Genomic DNA, 17,106 nt, shown 5'->3' on the forward strand with positions numbered 1-17,106 from the left:
TCCTGGGCGGTGTTTTCAGGTTTAACACCACCTGGATTTAATCGCACACGATATATAGTATTCCCAGCTTGTCCCAATTATACCTATTTTTTATTCAAATTTTGTGCCATGAAAATCCGATCCCCTGGTAATACGCAGGTGATGTCTTTGGGCGATTTCCACAAAACGGGCCGCCTGCTCGACGCTGTGATCGCAATGAAAGCACTCCAATCCGTCCAGCCCATCTTTTTTTAGACGAGAGATCAGGTCATCCACTTTTTGATAAAAGGATTCACTTCCAGGCGTGCCAAACTTGCGAATTTGAATGGGATGGGCAAGGACAGCAATACCGCCCGCTCCTTTAATCAGACCAATGGCGTCGGAGGTTTTCAGCTTTTCTTTTTTAATGGCTTTTGCGGCGGGTGATTCTAAGAGCTTTCCCTCTGCAAAGGCCTCCTTGGGCTTTTCGATGTATCCCTTGGCCGCCATGGCACGGGCAATGATGGGCTTTCCGATAAAGGTCTGCCCGGACCGGAGCATCAGCTCCTCCTGTGTAAGGGGATATCCCATGCGTTCCAGCTCTTTGAGCAGTTTTTCATTGCGGGCGTCCCGCTTCTTGCGCAGATCGTCCAGCGTTTTTAAGAGCTGTTTGTTTTCAGTATCGATATAATAGCCCAGAATGTGAAGGCCGATGCCCGTTTCTGTTTCTGTGGCCAGCTCGATACCGGGTATAATCTCCAGCCCCAATTGTCTGCCGGCTTCCTGAGCTTCTTTGATTCCGTCGATGCCGTCATGATCGGTGATGGCGATTTTGTCGTAGCCATTCTCTTTTGCCTGCTTTACAAGTTCCGCCGGCGAGATGGATCCGTCGGAAAACCAGGTATGGATATGAAAATCTACTTTTGGTTCCATAAGAGCCCTGCTGCCACTTCATCGGAAGCAGCCTTGCCTTTCAACAGTTCGATCAGCTTGAGAGCAAAAGGCATGGCTGTGGCCGGTCCCATGGATGTGACGATTTTTCCATCCACCACTACCTTTTCGTTTTGATAGTCCGCACCGCCAAGCTTGTCCTCCATGCCCGGATAAATGGTGGATTTTTTCCCATCCAGCACTCCCAGCGCACCAAAGACCATAGGCGCCGCACAGATCGCCGCAATATATTTGTCGTTCTTCGCAAAGCAGCGAATGTGGCTTGTCAGACCTTCGTGATTTCCCAGGTGCTCGGCTCCCGGCATTCCTCCAGGCAGCACAATCATTTCACACTGTTCATAATCGGTTTCTTCAAAGAGGATATCCGCCTCCACCGTTACATTGTGGGCACCCGTAACCTCTTTCTTTCCGGTGATGGAAACCGTCTGCACGCCAATCTGGGCTCTGCGGAAAAGATCCACCGTTGTCAGCGCCTCTACTTCTTCAAATCCATCTGCTAAATGTACGTAAACCATAATCTTACCTCCTTTTTTCATTAGTATATGCCAAAATTCAGCCGCATACAAGCTGCGGCTGAATTCTTTCTTACCATTATTTTACTTGCAAGGCTTTAAGTTTTTCAAGGAAATGTCCATCAAAGGCGCGCCGTAGGTCAGCGTTCCTGCGGAGACATAGTCCACGCCGATGGCCGCGATTTCTTTCAGCCGCTGCTTGGTGACGTTTCCCGAGCATTCCAGCTCCGCCCGTCCTGCGGTAATTTCGACGGCTTTTCGCATGGTCTCAAGGTCCATATTATCCAGCATAATGATATCCGCTCCTGCTGCCAGAGCTTCCTCAAGCTGGTCCAGCGTTTCCACTTCCACTTCCACTTTACGGACAAAAGGTGCATATTCTTTGGCCATCTCCACGGCTTTGGCCACGCTTCCGGCAGCGCCGATGTGATTATCCTTCAGCATCAGCCCGTCGGAAAGATTATAGCGGTGGTTGTTTCCGCCGCCTACTTTTACCGCGTATTTTTCAAAGATGCGCATATTGGGCGTGGTCTTTCTGGTATCCAGAAGTTTTGTGTTGCTTTCTGCAAGCTGGGCTGCCATATTCCGGGTGTGGGTAGCAATGCCGCTCATTCGCTGGAGATAGTTGAGGGCGGTTCGTTCTCCCGATAGAATAGCCCGGATATCTCCGGTCACAATGCCGATCAGATCACCCTTTTTTACCGGATCGCCGTCTTTGAACCGAGTTTCGAAGCGGATGTTTTCATCCAGCAGTTCAAACACCCGCCGAAAGATTTCCAGTCCGCAGATAACGCCGTCCTCTTTGCAGATCAAGTCGGCGGTGCCCGTCTTTTCCTCCCGCATAACCGCATTGGTGGAAACGTCTTCTCCGGTGATATCCTCCTGCAAAGCGCTGAGCAGGTATTTATCCACGTTAATTTTTATGGTCACACCATTGATCATAGAACTTTTCATCCCTTCTCTTTATCTCATTCATAATCAGCTTGCGATTATCCGCCTGCCATGCCTCTTCATCTTCGTATTGGGTCAAGTCGACTTGCTTTCTACCATAAGCGATCAGAGAAATGTTTTTTTCGATCAGCGCGGCGGCCCGTTTGGCAAAGACCAGTCCTTCCAACAAGGAATTACTGGCCAGGCGGTTGGCGCCGTGCACGCCGTTGCAGCCGCTCTCACCTACAGCATAAAGGTTTTTGGCAGAGGTTTCGCCGTTGGTATTGGTTTCAATTCCACCCATCAGGTAGTGCTGCGCCGGTGTGATGGGAATCGGTTCTTTGCACAGATCGTAGCCTTCCTCCAAACATTTCTGATAGATGTTGGGGAAGCGGTCTTTGATCCATTGTTCCGGTTTGCCGGCCAGGGACAAATAGACGCACTGGCTGCGTGTCTTTGTCATTTCTTCCTGAATCGCTGCCGATACCACATCCCGCGGAAGCAGTTCGTCTACAAAGCGTTCGCCTTTATTGTTAATGAGAATCGCTCCTTCTCCGCGCACGGATTCGGATATGAGAAATCCTCTTCCCGGCTTGTTGGAGTAAAGCACGGTGGGGTGAATCTGTATGTAGTTGAGGTTTTTCAGTTTGATATGGTGCTTGGATGCCATGGCAAAACTGTCGCCGGTGATATGGCGGAAGTTGGTGGAATGTTCAAAGAGACCGCCCATGCCGCCGGTAGCCAGAATGACGGCTTTTGCCTGAATTTGTCTCAGCTGGCCGTCCCGGTCTTTTACAATGATTCCGCAGCAGCGGTTTCCTTCCATGACCAAATCCATCATCAGCGTATATTCCTCGATGGTGATATTCTTTTTCTTTCGTGCCGCATCGATCAGCTTGCTGGTGATCTCCTTGCCGGTCACGTCTTTATGGTGCAGGATGCGGCAGGAGCTGTGGGCTCCTTCTCTGGTGTAGTCAAAGCCGCCGTCTTCACTGCGGTCGAATTCCACTCCGTAGGAGATTAGCCGGCGGTTGACTTCCGCTGCCCCTTGGATCATGCACTTAACGGATTCTTTGTTGTTTTCATATCGCCCCGCCCGGAGGGTGTCTTCAAAGAAGGTTTCAAAATCCTGCTCTTCTTTTAAAGTGCAGATGCCGCCCTGGGCCAGGTAGGAGTTGCTGTTTTCTGTCTTGTCCTTTGTGATCATCAGCACATTCACGTTTTGCGGAAGGCTGAGTGCCGCGAACAGCCCGGAGGCACCGGTGCCCGCGACGATCACGTCATATTTGCTTTCCATGATCTTCTCCAATCATTTTTGGGCCAGCTCCAGCATTTTGGTCAGCGGCTTTTGCGCTTCCAGTCGTGCTGTTTCGTCCATTACAAGCGGCTGGTCCATCGATTCTAATGTCTGTAATACTTTTTCCAGCGTGATCTGCTTCATGCCGGAACAGATCTGCTGTTCTTTTGCCGGATGAAAAATCTTATCCGGATTGTTCTTGGTAAGCTCATAGAACACCCCCGTTTCGGTGCAGATAATAAATTCTTTGGCATCGCTTTCGCCTGCTCTTGCTATGATTCCCGATGTGCTGCCAATGTAATCGGCTTCTTCCAGAACTTCCATCGTGCATTCGGGATGGGCCAGAACTTCGGCCTGCGGCCATTGCTCCTTGGAGCCGAGCACGTCTTCTTTTTTTATTTCTTTATGTACATAGCAGTAGCCGTCATTGAAAATAAAGTGCTTTTCCGGAATCTTGGAAGCGATGTATCTTCCCAGATTCTCGTCCGGCACGAAGAGGATATGTTTGTTTGGCAGAGATTTGACGATCTTCATGGCGTTGGAAGATGTTACGCATACGTCCGAATACCGTTTGATTTCCGCCGTGGAGTTGATGTAGCAGACAACGGCCAGGTCGTCGTACTGCTGTCTGACTGCTTTGATTTTTTCCGCCGTCGCCATATGGGCCATCGGGCAGTCGGCGGAAGGATCGGGCATCAAGACCAGCTTTTCCGGATTGAGAATCTTGGCGCTCTCACCCATGAAAGAAACTCCGCAAAAGAGGATTGCTTGTTCTGTGGCCTCTACGGCCTTTTCGCTGAGATAGTAGGAATCGCCCACACAGTCGGCGATCTTCTGTACCTCTTCATCTACGTAATAATGCGCCAGAATGAGCACATCGTTTTCTTCTTTTAACTTTTTAATTTGATTTACAATATCAGCCATTGTCTTTCTCCTACGATTAAACTATAAAACATACTAATTTAACTATCGCACATTTCTTTACAGGTGTCAAGACATTTGTAAATTCCGGTTTGATTCTCGCGCAAATCCCGCTTTTAATTAAATGGTATATATTGACATTTAACATTATATGGTATATACTTCTATAAATTACATTTATATACAAAATATAAGTTAGGTACACCGGCACAAACTTGCAAAACCATCAAAAGGGGGATTTATCACCATGACAAAACCGAAACACATCTACAAAGACAGCGTATTCCGCCGGCTCTTCGACGACAAGGAAAAACTCCTGGAGCTGTACAGCGCCCTCTCCGGGCGGCACTACGCAAAGGATACCCAAATTGAAATCGTTACGTTGGAAGAGGCCATCTTCGGGGACCGGAAGAACGATCTGGCTTTTATCATCGAAGGCCGCCTGATCATCTTGATCGAACACCAATCCACGATCAACCCCAACATGCCGCTGAGGATGCTGGTTTACATCGCCAAAGAATATGAAAAATTCTATTTTTCCAAGGCCATTTACAGCAAGCATTTCGTGTACTAGCACGCTGAAGTTTGGATAAATGACGTCGAAGGATTTTTCATCTCACAAAACGGAAGAATGAGGCGTAGCCGTAGCTACGGCGAACGATGACAACGCAGTGAGGGGAAAATCCGGCAAGTCATTTGCCGAATTTTCAGCGTGTCAGTACACTATTACCCGCGCCGGAGCTTTACGTTTTTTACAACGGCATCCAGGCCGCGCCTTTGGAGCAGGAATTGAAACTTTCTAACGCATTTTTCGAAAAATGTGATAAAATAACCTTAGAAGCGGTGGTGAAGGTCATCAATGTGAACTACGGCCAGGGCGCGGAGGTTTTGACCCATTGCAAAACTCTCTCCGAATACAGTCGGTTCATCCACACCGTGCGTGAGAACCAAAAGCGCATGGGTGACCTGAAAGCCGCTATCGAAGAGGCCGTGAAGGCCTGCGTCAAGGAAGGGATCCTGCGGGATTTCCTGAAAAGGAATGGTGGTGAGGTTGTGAGTTTTTTATATGACGAATTGAGCAGGGAAGAATGTGAGACCATCCGCGAAAATGATGGCTACCAGACAGGCCGCGAGCAGGGACGTAAAGAAGGTCTGGAACAGGGAAGAACGGAAGGCGCAATCATTAAAACCATTGAAAAAGTGAAAACAAAATACCTAAAGCATCAATCCATCTCACAAATAGCGGACGCCCTGGAGGAGCCGGAAGCGGATATCGCGGCGATCCTTGAGGTCATAAAAAAATATCCAGATGCAGAAGCATCTGAACTTTATAAATTCCTGTGTCGTTGATCATATCAAAGAGAAAGCCTGCAGTCTCCTATTGGGGATATGCAGGCTTTCTCTTTTCATGTTTTCACTTATTGCTGTGAGTTTCACTTTTGGGGATCTAGGCCGGAAGCCTGGACAGGGTGGAGGCCGGGAGCAAATCATCGCGATCTGTGCCCAGCAGCCTTCCCAGCGATAATTTTTAGCCTTTTTCGCTGCCAATCCACCCAAAAACAGCAGCAAATTATCGCTCTTCTAAATTTTTTCTTTTTTCACGATGAAAAATCATCGCAATCTTAGACCAAAACAAGCTCCAGCGATCATTTTACTTTGCACCCTTTAAAAATCCGGGCCCGAAGGGCCCGCTCCTTATCCCTACACAAATCCGCGCTCCCCCACAAGGGGAACCGCGCCCCTTATCTCAACTCACAACTCCCGCAGCAAAAAACGTTTTGCGCAGGCAAACTCCGCAGAGCTGCATATCGCGCAAGCGATACAGCGCAGCTCGAGGACCTTGCCGTAGCAAAACGTTTTTTGCCCCTACCGCTCCTCTCGGAAGTAATTGTTGCCCAAATCTCCCGGAGGCTGGCTTTCTTTTCTCTTTTTATGCGTACTGATAATTACAATCAAAATCGTCGCAATATATGGAATCATATCCACCAAGTATTGGGAAATCCCAAGTCCCATAGCCTGGAATTTCAGACCCAGGATGGACAGTCCGCCGAAGAGCACGCCGCCGAAGAAACCTTTGATCGGATTCCATGCCACAAAGATTACCAGAGCCACCGCGATCCAGCCTCTGCCGTTGACAACGTCTTCCTGCCAGATGGGAATACGCACCAGAGAAAGGTACGCGCCGCCCAGCCCGCAAAGCGCGCCGCCGATGAGGATGTGCACATATTTATACAAGGTGATGTTGATACCGGAAGCATCCGCTGCCGCCGTGTTTTCCCCCATCGCTTTCAGGTTCATACCCATGCGGGTCTTATACATGTACACCGCTGCTACTGCGCAGACCACATAGCTCAAATACACGAACATATCCTGCTGGAAGAAAATCGGCCCTATAACCGGAATCTGACCCAGCACAGGAATCGTCACTTTGCTGAAAAAGGAAGTGATCGCAGATGGAGCCATGGAGCCCAGCAGCGGTTCGCCTACGAATTGAGCAAAGCCAGTGCCGAAGATGGTCAGCGTCAGTCCGGTAACAACCTGATTGGCCTTCAAGGTTACCGTCACGAATGCATAAATCATGGCGCCGCCGGCTCCCGCAAGGGCCGCCGAAAGCAGCGCGGCTCCAGGATTAGCTGTGTTCAGCCCCGTGTAAAAGCCCATAACTGCTCCCATGAGCATCATACCTTCCACACCCAGATTCATGTTTCCCGTTTTTTCCGTAATCAGTTCACCCACCGTCGCAAATACCAGAGGTGTTCCCGCTACCACGCACGCAGCCAGAAATTCAATCATAATTAAGCCACCTCCTTGGACGCTCTGCCGAAACGAACTCGGTACCGCATGAAAAATTCACTTCCCAGAACAAAGAACAAGACCAATCCCTGCACAATATCCGATACAGCGCTCGGAATGCCCAGGGCTATTTGAATGTATTCGCCGCCCTGAATCAGCATGGCAAAGACCACGCATACCAGCAGGGCGTATCCCGCATGAAGCTTGGAAAGCCATGCGGTAATGATGGCGGTAAATCCATAATTGTTGGCAATCGCCGCAACCAGCGTTTTTTCGATGGCCGATGCCTGCACCATGCCGACGATGCCGCAAAGACCGCCGGAAACCAGCATGGCAATGACGATAACCTTGCTGATATTCATACCCGCATAGCGGGCTGTTTCAACGCTTTCTCCAACAACTGTAATTTCGTATCCGACTTTAGTATGATTAATGAAGAAATATACAAACGCCGTCGCGATCAGCGCGAAAATCCAGCCGATATGCACGCCGCCCAAAGAAGGCAGCACCGCATTGGAGGAGAACGTTGCGATTTTGGGAAATCCGTTGGCTGCAGGATCCATCCAGGGACCGTACTGAAGGTATGTAACGAATTTAATCGCCACATAGTTCATCATCAAGGTAAAGATGGTTTCATTGGTTCCCAGCTTGGCCTTGAAGATCGCCGGTATGAACGCCCAAATTCCGCCGCAGATGGCAGCCGCGATCACCATGAGCAGGATCATGACCGGCTGAGGCACGCTTTCGCCCAGATTAAGGGCTACCCATCCGGCTCCGAGAGCTCCCATCGTGATCTGGCCCTCACCGCCGATATTCCAGAATTTCATTTTAAAGGCGACGATAATTCCCATGGACGCGATGATCAGTGGGATCGCCTTAATGATCGTCTGCTTGATCCGAAGAGAAGTTCCAACCGATCCCAATACGATCTCCTTGAAAATATTAAACGGGTTAAGCCCGAAAATCAATAAAATGATGCCTGCAAAGACAATTGACAGCACCACCGCCAAGGCAGTGATGATAATCTCTTTTTTTCTAGGCAGGTCATCACGTTTTGTCACTCTTATAAAATCCATTACGCCAAAGCCTCCCCATCTTGTTTTCCTGTCATCAAAAGACCAATATCTTCTTTTGTCACTTCCGACGGCTTGACAATGCCTGTAATTTCTCCATGACAAAGCACGATCACCCGGTCGCACAGATCCATCAGCACGTCCAAATCTTCACCGACAAAGAGGACGCCTACGCCTCTCTCCTTCTGTTCGTTGAGCAGATCGTAGATCTTGTAAGAAGCTCCGATATCCAATCCTCGGACCGCATATGCCGTAATCAGGACCTTGGGCGCAGAATCGATCTCCCTGCCAAGGAGCACCTTCTGTACATTGCCGCCCGAAAGCTTTTTAACCGGCGTATAAATATTAGGTGTCTGGATATCCAGTTCTTTGACGATTTTTTTCGCCTTCTTTACGCACGGGCCCCGCTGAAGGATAATCCCCGGCTGATTCTGATAATCTTTTAGAATCATATTATGAACGATATCCATGGAACCCACCAGCCCCATGCCCAACCGGTCCTCCGGAATAAATCCCATACGGATCCCCAAACGGATAATATCCCGCGGCGTTTTTCCCACCAGATTTTCGCCTTCGAAGTAGATCCTGCCCTTTTCCGCTTTGGCCAGGCCGGCAATCACCTCGCACAATTCCTTCTGTCCGCTGTTGGCCACTCCTGCCACACCGACGATCTCGTGGGAATTCAAGGTAAAGCTCACATCTGAGAGGGCGTTTTTCCCTTCGCTGTCCAAAACGGTCACCTCGTCCATGTTCAACAGCGGACGTTTTTTATCAAAGCTTTTCTTTTCAATGGACAAATCCACTTTTTTGCCTACCATCATCTCAATCAGATTGGCGACTTTGACCGTTTCTGTCACCACGGTCTCGATGGACTGTCCTTTCCTGAGAACCGTAACCCGGTCGGAAATCTCCATAACCTCATTGAGCTTATGGGTAATGATGACCACCGAACATCCCTGTTCCTTCATATTGCGGATAACCCGAAAAAGTTTTTTAATTTCCTGCGGGGTCAGGACAGCAGTAGGCTCATCCATGATCAGGATTTTGGCGCCCCTGTATAAAACTTTGATGATTTCCAAAGTCTGTTTTTCTCCCACGGACATATCGTATACCTTTTTATCAGGATCGATATCCAGCCCGTATTGATCGGAAAGGTCCTTCACTTTTTTAGACAGGGCTTTTCCGCGGAGAAAAACATTAGTCGGCTGTCCGATGATGATGTTCTCTTTTGCAGTCATAACGTCGACCAGTTTGAAATGCTGATGAATCATGCCGATTCCCATGCGAATAGATTCCTTAGGCGAAGAAAAATGCACTTCTTCCCCGTTGATCTTGATGATACCCGAATCAGGGGTGTAGATTCCCGAGAGCATGTTCATCAGAGTCGACTTGCCTGCGCCGTTTTCTCCAAGCAAAGCATGGACCTCTCCGTGCCGCACGGACAAATTGATATTGTCATTGGCCTTGAGGGTTCCGAATGATTTGCTGATGTTCTTCATTTCGATTGCCAGTTCTTGCTGCACTGTTCGCCTCCAAAATAATGGTAAAATAGTATAAGGGGGACCTGACGGTTCCCCTCAATACAATAAGTTTATTTGTTTCTCATCGATGATTATTTGTTGGAAGTCGCTTTCACGCCTTCAACCTCGCCCTGAATCTTCCATACTTCTTCATCAGTTAAGGTCTGGCCTTCTTTGCACAAAGTCTTTCCGTTATTGTATTTGATTTCGCCGGAGAATACTTTGAATTCGCCTTTTGCCATCTTATCCTTTACTTCGTTGATCTGCTTCTGAGCATCTTCCGGTACTGCTGCACCCAGCTTGTCCAGACAGATCAGACCGCTTTCGATGGAGCCGTAGCTGCTGAAAGGCTTTGTTCCGGTCGGTTTAAAGCTTCCGTCTTTGATCGCCTTAAAGGTCGGTGTGAAGTAAGCGGACATATCCCAGTAAGGAGCTGTCAGGTAATTTTCGCCTGCAACATTGTTGTTGTAGTTCCAGCCGGTGGTGTAAATGCCTGCTTCTTTTGCAGCCAGCTGGGTTGCTGTTGAGTCAGCATGATAGGTCAGCACATCGCATCCGGCGCTGATCAGCTGTTCTGCCGCTGCTTTTTCGATTTCAGCATCGCCCCAAGTGTTGATGTAAACGACTTTTACTTCAACATCCGGATTGACTGCCTGTGCGCCCAGTGTAAAGGCATTGATGCCAATCTGCACTTCTGTGTAAGGATGAGCCGCTACATAACCCAGAACGTTTTTCTTGCTTGCCGCTGCTGCTGCCATGCCGGAAAGATATCTTGCTTCTTCCATGGAACCGAAGAAGTTTTCCATGTTCTTTTCATTCTGGTAAGGGCCTGAGAAGTGTAAGAAGGTAACATCATCATAGTCGCCGGAATTGGCCAGCTCGTTGAGAGCATCTCCGTATCCGAAGGAACACCCTACAATGATCTTGCATCCCTGGTCGATTAGGTTGGTGGCAGTGGTTTTTGCTCCCTGCGTATCACTGTCGCTTACGTTTTCTTTCTTAACCAGTTCCATTCCGTTTTCTTTGGCTGCCTTTTCCAGACCTTCGTTCATGCACTGAGTAAAGCCGCCGTCATTGATGGATCCGATAAAGATACATCCAACTTTTACCGCGTCCTTATCGCCTTCATCGCTGCTTCCGCCGCCGCATGCCGCGAAGCTGAAGACCATAACAAGCGCCAGTAATACTGCTAGTACTTTTTTCATGTTCTTTTTCTCTCCTTTGCGTAAATATAAGTAAATGAAATAAGATACACTCCATTATAGCCACTTCATAATTGGCTTGTAAAGTTATTTTGTCCAGAAAATCACAATTTTTTACACAAAAGCAATCGTTCCGTCATCAATCTTTTCGATGACTGCCAGCGATTCCAGGCGGAACCCTGCCTGCCGCAGTTTTTGACCGCCGCCCTGAAAGCCTTTTTCGATCACTGCGCCGATCCCCAGGACTTTTGCGCCCGCCTGCTGTACCAGCTGTGTCATTGCCAGCGCTGCTTGGCCGTGGGCGAGAAAATCGTCCAGAATCAGCACCCGATCCCCTTCATGAAGATATTTTTTAGCGACCCGAATGATAGAGACGGTTCCCTTGGTAAAGGACTTGGCTTCAGCACCGTAAAAGTCTTCCGTCATGGTGCTGGGCGTGGTTTTTTTTGCGAAAACCACAGGTGGATAGCCGAAATACGGAGCCGTCATACAGGCGATGCCGATACCGCTGGCTTCCACGGTCAAAATTTTATCCACTTCGATATCTGCAAAACGGCGGCGGAATTCTTTGCCGATCTCATCCATAAATTTAACATCGATCTGGTGGTTGAGGAACCCGTCCACTTTCACGATCCCGGTTCCGACAGCTTGTCCTTCTCGGATGATTTTATCCTTTAATGCTTCCATGCTCTGTCTCCTAAACTTTTTTTATATCCAAAACAACTCGTCCAACAATATCTTTTTTCTCAACCAGTCCTACCTCTTTGCTTCTGGAGTCTTTGGAGTTGACCCGGTTGTCACCGAGGACAAAATAGCAATCCTCCCGAACGGTCACCGGATATTCCATCGTCTCATCGGTGATGGCCGTAGCCGTGTAAACATAGTCTTCTTCTACCTTGGTTCCGTTGATGTACAGCCCGTCCTGTCTGCTGACATCCACCGTATCCCCGGCAGTAGCGACCACTCGCTTGATCAGCTTTTCCCCTTTTTTCGTTTTAAAGACGATAATATCCCCTTTTTCTATGTTTCTGGCCAAACGAAAAATAACGATCCGGTCGCCGTTGCAGAAATTGGGCTCCATGGAATTTCCTGTAATCCGCGGCACGCCTATAATCAAATTAAAAACAAGCAAAACCACAAGGAGCGCTGCCCCCGCTTCGAGGGCGAGCCACTTCCAGTTTCGCTTGAAAAGGTTTTCTTTTGAATCCTCGGGTTCTTTTTTTTTCGGTTTCTTTGGTTCTTCGTCTTTAAAAGCTGCATCAAGAGCCTCCCTTACCCATTTATCGGAAGACAGGCTCTCATTCATCTCAAGATTTATTTTGGGAGTTTGCTGCAAATCTTTCTTCAGATCAATCATCCGACTCTACCAGAACATCCTCTATATCTGTACTTGTATCCGTATAGCTCCTGGTGATCTCGTCCTTATCCTGGAAATACAGCTTACTTCTAATTCCTTCCAAAGCTTCTGTTACACTGCCAATATCGGACTTGACTTTCCCGAATTCGCCTTCTATGGTTTCAATATATGTACTATATTTATATTTCTGCTGCTGCAGTTTCTTTTCTTCCAGCTCCAGGTTTCTCCGTTCCTGCTCCATCCGGCTTTCAAGAGCTTTTTTCTGTTCTTCCATTTCAGCCTTCATGCGATTGATCTCCGCTCTAGCCATGGATTTTTCGTTCTGCATTTCGATTTCCAGATTGGCGCGCATGGTCTGTACTTCAGAATTAAAGTTTTCTCTGGCCTGCTGGACATTTTTGGCCAGGCTTTCCTGAACAGCTTTGACTTCAGCCTGGCTCTTGGCACGGGCTTCCTGAACTTCCTTGCGGACAGCCTGCTGCTCCGCTTCCAGTTCTTGTCTGACTCTCTGCTGTTTTCTTTCCAGCTCATGATTGACGCGCTCTTCCTTTGCCTTAAGCTGCGCGTTGACTTTATTCTGTTCAGCGGCCAATTCTTCCCGAACACGATTCTTTTCAGCGGCCAGTTCTTCGCGTACTTTTTTCTTTTCTGCTTCCAGCTCTTCCCGAACCCGATTCTGGTCTGCCTCCAGCTGTGCATTGACTTTACTCTGTTTTGTTTCTAGTTCTTCGTTAATCTTCTTTTCTCTTGCTTCCAGGTCTGCCTGAACTTTTTGCTGTCTCGCTTCCAGTTGTTCGGTAATGCGCTTTTGTTCCGATTCCAGCTGAACCCGGATGCGCTTTTGTTCAGCTTCCAATTCTGCGTTAACCTGAGCCCGCTTCTCATTGATCTGTCTTTCTGCCTCAGCCCACGCAGCTTCGATCTGCATCTGAGACTTGGCCTTTGCCATCTGCATATCTTCTTCGGCCTGTTCTTTCTGCGCTTTGAGCAGAATTTCGCTCTCTGCTTTATCGGCCTCTATTTTGTCACGCAGCGCCTTCATTTCCATTTCAAAACGGCTTCTGGACGCTTGCGCCTCTTTTTCAAACTCTTCCCGTTCCTGCTGCAGTTCTGTCTGTGTCCGTACCTTTTCAGCCTGGAGCTGCAGCCTCTCTTCTTCCTGCTTCTTTTCTTCTTCAGCCAGCTGCGCTCTGCCCTCTTCCAACATCTGGGTAACTTCCGCCCTAGCTCTAGAAACAATCTCGTTGCTGTTTTTCTTCGCTTCCATCATCATGTTGATATAAACATCGTTGTTGGCTTCATATTTTTGCAGTCTCTGCTGAATTTCTTTCATTTTGATTTCAGCTTCCTGCTCAGCCTGACGCTTACTTTCGGCAATCCGCTGTTCCATGGAGGTCTTTTCCGCCTGCATCTGTTTCTGTAAAACCTGTATTTCTGAATCAAATGTCTGCTCCAGCTGAGCGATATTCGCTTCATATAAGTTGCAGAGGTCCTGCATGCTCGCATAGACCGCCTCTTTTGCGAAGCCTCCGTCGGCGTCTTTTTTTATGTTCATATTCTGAAGCAACTTGATAACTTCTTCTTTTCTCTTGCTTGCGATTTCGTTTCTATCCATACCTAGCCTCTTTCTGATTTTCAGTTATAGATTTTCTCATTTGTATCCATTCAGGTCCGCAGTGTCCTGAAAATGGTTCAGACAGATTTATTATAACATTTTATTTTCTATTTGTCTCCACATAATTTATACCCTTTAAATTATAAGGATTCTGCCATGAAAGTCAACCGCTTTTACGCTTATCGCCTCCTTCTGACTTTATATTTAGTGCGGCCGTCTCCTTGTTTCATCAGGCTGGCTGGCCGCCGCTTACACTAATTTGCGCAAAAATAGGGCATTTTTATTATGGTAAACCAATTAACACTTCGTGATATTGTGCGAAAAAAAGAGGCTGATCCCATTCATCCTTTGATGCGGCAGCCCCTTTTCTTCGTCTATATTTGAATGTATAATTACACCTCAAAGTCAAAACCTTCTTTAAAGGTTTTCTTCATATATTTCGGCGTTTTCCAGATACACGAAAGCCCTTTGGGAAACGAAACGAGGGTGCCGGGTGTCAGCATCAGTTCTTCACCATTTACAGTAACAATGGCCTCGCCCTCTACGATATAGCTGGCTTCTTGCTCTTCCACCAGCCACTCTTCTTCCAGAGGTTCCTCATCAATCAGAACTTCCCACTGATCGGCGCCGATCCGAACCGCTTCCTCAGCTGTAATTTTTTTCACTTTGATATCTTTAATTGTCAATTCTCTTTCTCCTTTCTTGCTTGCTATTATAACTCCATGGCCATGGCCCTGACCGGGGAGCCGTCCGCTCCTTCCAGCTTTAACGGCGCGCCGATAAAAAACACCTCATCCGGCAGCTGCGCCGCATGGACCAGGCCGAGGATGCACGGAATTCCCGCCTTCTGGAATACATAGTCCGGCAGCTCCAGGCCTTCCGGAACCACATCCATCCCATCCCGGGGATCACCGAACATGGGAGCATCGATGGCAAAGGCCTTGATCTTTTTTTCTTTTAGATAATTGGCCGATTCTACCGTAATAAATGGGCTTTCCCAGGTATAATTAGCCTCCTTAATCCGTTTATCCCATCCAGTGGCGATGATGCAGATGTCGCCTTCTTCCAGCCGGTCAGCTCCTGCGGCTTCCAGCATTTCCGGTGTAATCCCGTAAAAAGGCTGCTCCTTGCACGCAAACCGCAATACTCTGGCATGACCCGCTATTTTCTCCAGTGCCACCTGATCTGCGCATTCCCCATCATCCCACCAGTGCTTGCCGCACTCCAGATGGGTTCCGGTGTGGGATGTTAAGATATGTTCTTTGGTGATATATCCATTGCCTTTGACCGTAGCCAGGTATTTTGTCCGATAGGGAACATAGGGCGTTCCGTAATACCACAGCTCTTCATTGACTGTGGCTGACAAATCATAGATTTTCATCTTTATTGCTCTCCTTTATTCTCAAAATTTCGCAGCAGGCTCCGGGAAACAAGAAGCCTGCCGCATAAAAGGTCTATGTATAGAAATAAACTGATTGTTTATTCATACCTCATTTCTGTGCCCGGGTCCAGCGGATAAACCGGCCTTCTGATGTTCTTGAAGTCTCCGATCTTTGTCACATCCGGATTGGTCACGCCGATACTGTCGATGGTGATAAATTTATCGGCCATCTCTTTGAAAACCATTTGATAAGCTTCTCCCAGCCCTTTTCCGACAAGGACTTTGTAAGCCGCCGCGTCCATATTCAGATACTTGAAGACATTGATGCTTTCCGTAGATGTTTTATGCTGGGTCACCACAATATGAATGCCCTTAAAGTCTACCACTGCGATTCTGCCCGGATTCTGCAGGTCCTCTTCATTCCAGCATACAAGGGGGATTTTGCCTTCATATAATTTAACAACCGTTCCTTCCACTTGGATGGGATCACCGTGCTTGTTGTCAATCTTTCCGCCCAGCAGGCCGGAAACGGCATTTCCTTCTCCAGCCTGGAACGCCAGCGCAACAAATTCAGGATCGAAAATGGTCATAACCGCTGCCGAATCAGCGCCTTCCTCAAGCAGCCGGCTCAGTATGTAGGTACCGTCAGCCGGGCCTCCGCCCATCGGATCGTCGGCTTCATCGACGAAAAAGCACAGCTTCTCAGTCTGTTCGGCTATTTTCAGAGCATCTTTGACCGAAACCGTTTCCACGAAAAAGGTTTCCTTTTGCTGCCAGAAGTAATCTGCCATTTCAGCTGCGATTTCATTTGCCCGCTGTTCCTTATCCGCCTGCGCCACGACAACTGCCGAAGCTCCCGTATTTACCGTGTCCGACCCATAATAGCCGGCAAAAGGCGAAACGTTGATGATGCCGTTTTCCTCTTCATATTGGAATGCTTTTTCGATCACCGGCTTCATCGCTCCGATGGCCGTGTCCGTGGATATGGCCGGAAGCAAAAGCGGCGGCTGGGCATAAGTACAATAAGTTTTTACTTCTCCTTTTAAGGTGCGTCCCATCAGTGCGGCTGCTTCCTGTTCCCGCTCATACATATCGGCATGTGGCTGAGTATTGTAGCCGAACAGTCCATTTACCGTCTGGATCATTGCCGGCGATACATTAGCATGCAAGTCGTGCACGGTCATCATTGGGATCTCATTGCCCACAATCTCCCTGACGGCGGTCAGAATAGCGCCTTCGCAATCCGGAACTTCTTCCGAAACAATCGCCCCGTGTAAATGGAGCAGAATTCCATCCACCTTTTCTCTTTTTAACGGCTCGCAAAATTGCGCTTTTATATGTTCATAGGTTTCTTTTTTTACCGGGCCTGCCGGTACTGCCATCGCTGCTACCAACGGCAGGATTTCCCACTTCTGATCTTCGGCATAATCGATAAATCCTCCGAGAATCCGGCGATCATGGCGGTGCCTCTCAATTAGATTTCCGCTTTCGGTATAAATCATTTCCTTGAATTTTTCCAGGCCAATGGTTTCCACACTAAAACTGTTACCTTCATGGATAAATCCACCAATTGCAATTTTCATAATAAATCTCCCT

The 17,106-nt window shown here is 48.2% G+C and carries 17 protein-coding genes; 2 read left to right on the plus strand and 15 right to left on the minus strand.

What is annotated here, in order from left to right; genetic code table 11:
- Window positions 1-90: 90 nt before the first annotated feature.
- The 5 genes from NIA71_RS08970 to nadA form a co-directional block, all read right to left on the minus strand.
- Window positions 91-891: a PHP domain-containing protein gene (locus tag NIA71_RS08970; RefSeq protein WP_148398991.1), complete on the minus strand. Its 801-nt coding sequence runs from the start codon at window positions 889-891 to the stop codon at window positions 91-93.
- The gene (locus tag NIA71_RS08975) at window positions 876-1,424 is read right to left on the minus strand and encodes a DJ-1 family glyoxalase III (protein ID WP_253020246.1); all 549 of its coding nucleotides are present in this window, start codon (window positions 1,422-1,424) and stop codon (window positions 876-878) included. Before NIA71_RS08975 ends, NIA71_RS08970 begins: the two co-directional genes overlap by 16 nt.
- Window positions 1,425-1,505: 81 nt before the next feature.
- Window positions 1,506-2,363: a carboxylating nicotinate-nucleotide diphosphorylase gene (nadC, locus tag NIA71_RS08980; RefSeq protein WP_148399033.1), complete on the minus strand. Its 858-nt coding sequence runs from the start codon at window positions 2,361-2,363 to the stop codon at window positions 1,506-1,508.
- On the minus strand, window positions 2,335-3,648 hold the full coding sequence (locus NIA71_RS08985; protein ID WP_148398987.1) for an L-aspartate oxidase: 1,314 nt from the start codon (window positions 3,646-3,648) through the stop codon (window positions 2,335-2,337). The genes nadC and NIA71_RS08985 overlap by 29 nt, the downstream gene beginning before the upstream one ends.
- A gap of 12 nt (window positions 3,649-3,660) precedes the next feature.
- A complete protein-coding gene (nadA, locus tag NIA71_RS08990; protein WP_253020247.1) occupies window positions 3,661-4,572 on the minus strand; it encodes a quinolinate synthase NadA in 912 nt (303 codons plus the stop codon).
- 244 nt (window positions 4,573-4,816) lie between these two features.
- Here nadA and NIA71_RS08995 point away from each other — a divergent pair, with 244 nt between their 5' ends.
- Together NIA71_RS08995 and NIA71_RS09000 are read left to right on the plus strand one after the other, a co-directional pair.
- Window positions 4,817-5,143, plus strand: a complete 327-nt coding sequence (locus NIA71_RS08995) for an Rpn family recombination-promoting nuclease/putative transposase (RefSeq protein WP_253020248.1) — start codon at window positions 4,817-4,819, stop codon at window positions 5,141-5,143.
- A gap of 215 nt (window positions 5,144-5,358) precedes the next feature.
- A complete protein-coding gene (locus NIA71_RS09000) occupies window positions 5,359-5,919 on the plus strand; it encodes a hypothetical protein (RefSeq protein WP_253020249.1) in 561 nt (186 codons plus the stop codon).
- Window positions 5,920-6,435: 516 nt separating this feature from the next.
- On the opposite strand, the gene NIA71_RS09005 is transcribed toward NIA71_RS09000, so the two are convergent.
- From NIA71_RS09005 to NIA71_RS09050, 10 genes are all read right to left on the minus strand, one after another.
- Complete coding sequence (locus NIA71_RS09005; RefSeq protein ID WP_148398777.1) at window positions 6,436-7,362, minus strand: ABC transporter permease; 927 nt, start codon at window positions 7,360-7,362, stop codon at window positions 6,436-6,438.
- A 2-nt stretch (window positions 7,363-7,364) separates the two neighbouring features.
- Window positions 7,365-8,438 carry an ABC transporter permease gene (locus NIA71_RS09010; RefSeq protein ID WP_148398779.1) on the minus strand — a complete coding sequence of 358 codons (1,074 nt, stop codon included), beginning with the start codon at window positions 8,436-8,438 and terminating at the stop codon, window positions 7,365-7,367.
- A complete protein-coding gene (locus tag NIA71_RS09015; protein ID WP_336246079.1) occupies window positions 8,438-9,958 on the minus strand; it encodes an ABC transporter ATP-binding protein in 1,521 nt (506 codons plus the stop codon). Before NIA71_RS09015 ends, NIA71_RS09010 begins: the two co-directional genes overlap by 1 nt.
- A gap of 89 nt (window positions 9,959-10,047) precedes the next feature.
- Window positions 10,048-11,160, minus strand: coding sequence for a BMP family ABC transporter substrate-binding protein (locus tag NIA71_RS09020; protein ID WP_148398781.1), 1,113 nt, complete (start codon window positions 11,158-11,160; stop codon window positions 10,048-10,050).
- 111 nt (window positions 11,161-11,271) lie between these two features.
- Window positions 11,272-11,844, minus strand: a complete 573-nt coding sequence (locus NIA71_RS09025) for a xanthine phosphoribosyltransferase (protein ID WP_148398783.1) — start codon at window positions 11,842-11,844, stop codon at window positions 11,272-11,274.
- 10 nt (window positions 11,845-11,854) lie between these two features.
- Complete coding sequence (lepB, locus tag NIA71_RS09030) at window positions 11,855-12,514, minus strand: signal peptidase I (protein ID WP_253020250.1); 660 nt, start codon at window positions 12,512-12,514, stop codon at window positions 11,855-11,857.
- A complete protein-coding gene (locus NIA71_RS09035; RefSeq protein ID WP_148398787.1) occupies window positions 12,507-14,129 on the minus strand; it encodes a hypothetical protein in 1,623 nt (540 codons plus the stop codon). Before NIA71_RS09035 ends, lepB begins: the two co-directional genes overlap by 8 nt.
- A 392-nt stretch (window positions 14,130-14,521) precedes the next feature.
- Complete coding sequence (locus NIA71_RS09040; RefSeq protein ID WP_253020251.1) at window positions 14,522-14,815, minus strand: cupin domain-containing protein; 294 nt, start codon at window positions 14,813-14,815, stop codon at window positions 14,522-14,524.
- Window positions 14,816-14,841: 26 nt separating this feature from the next.
- Complete coding sequence (locus NIA71_RS09045; RefSeq protein WP_148398791.1) at window positions 14,842-15,510, minus strand: cyclase family protein; 669 nt, start codon at window positions 15,508-15,510, stop codon at window positions 14,842-14,844.
- A 98-nt stretch (window positions 15,511-15,608) separates the two neighbouring features.
- The gene (locus NIA71_RS09050; protein WP_148398792.1) at window positions 15,609-17,093 is read right to left on the minus strand and encodes a M81 family metallopeptidase; all 1,485 of its coding nucleotides are present in this window, start codon (window positions 17,091-17,093) and stop codon (window positions 15,609-15,611) included.
- Window positions 17,094-17,106 lie beyond the last annotated feature (13 nt).

This window comes from Ihubacter massiliensis (assembly GCF_024125305.1).
GTDB classification, from domain to species: domain Bacteria; phylum Bacillota; class Clostridia; order Peptostreptococcales; family Anaerovoracaceae; genus Hominibacterium; species Hominibacterium faecale.

Bases quoted from the DNA above. Each gene is read 5' to 3' on its own strand.
- NIA71_RS08970 (WP_148398991.1), bottom strand. From the start codon at position 891: ATGGAACCAAAAGTAGATTTTCATATCCATACCTGGTTTTCCGACGGA.
- NIA71_RS08975 (WP_253020246.1), bottom strand. From the start codon at position 1,424: ATGGTTTACGTACATTTAGCAGATGGATTTGAAGAAGTAGAGGCGCTG.
- nadC (WP_148399033.1), bottom strand. From the start codon at position 2,363: ATGATCAATGGTGTGACCATAAAAATTAACGTGGATAAATACCTGCTC.
- NIA71_RS08985 (WP_148398987.1), bottom strand. From the start codon at position 3,648: ATGGAAAGCAAATATGACGTGATCGTCGCGGGCACCGGTGCCTCCGGG.
- nadA (WP_253020247.1), bottom strand. From the start codon at position 4,572: ATGGCTGATATTGTAAATCAAATTAAAAAGTTAAAAGAAGAAAACGAT.
- NIA71_RS08995 (WP_253020248.1), top strand. From the start codon at position 4,817: ATGACAAAACCGAAACACATCTACAAAGACAGCGTATTCCGCCGGCTC.
- NIA71_RS09005 (WP_148398777.1), bottom strand. From the start codon at position 7,362: ATGATTGAATTTCTGGCTGCGTGCGTGGTAGCGGGAACACCTCTGGTA.
- NIA71_RS09010 (WP_148398779.1), bottom strand. From the start codon at position 8,438: ATGGATTTTATAAGAGTGACAAAACGTGATGACCTGCCTAGAAAAAAA.
- NIA71_RS09020 (WP_148398781.1), bottom strand. From the start codon at position 11,160: ATGAAAAAAGTACTAGCAGTATTACTGGCGCTTGTTATGGTCTTCAGC.
- NIA71_RS09025 (WP_148398783.1), bottom strand. From the start codon at position 11,844: ATGGAAGCATTAAAGGATAAAATCATCCGAGAAGGACAAGCTGTCGGA.
- lepB (WP_253020250.1), bottom strand. From the start codon at position 12,514: ATGATTGATCTGAAGAAAGATTTGCAGCAAACTCCCAAAATAAATCTT.
- NIA71_RS09035 (WP_148398787.1), bottom strand. From the start codon at position 14,129: ATGGATAGAAACGAAATCGCAAGCAAGAGAAAAGAAGAAGTTATCAAG.
- NIA71_RS09045 (WP_148398791.1), bottom strand. From the start codon at position 15,510: ATGAAAATCTATGATTTGTCAGCCACAGTCAATGAAGAGCTGTGGTAT.
- NIA71_RS09050 (WP_148398792.1), bottom strand. From the start codon at position 17,093: ATGAAAATTGCAATTGGTGGATTTATCCATGAAGGTAACAGTTTTAGT.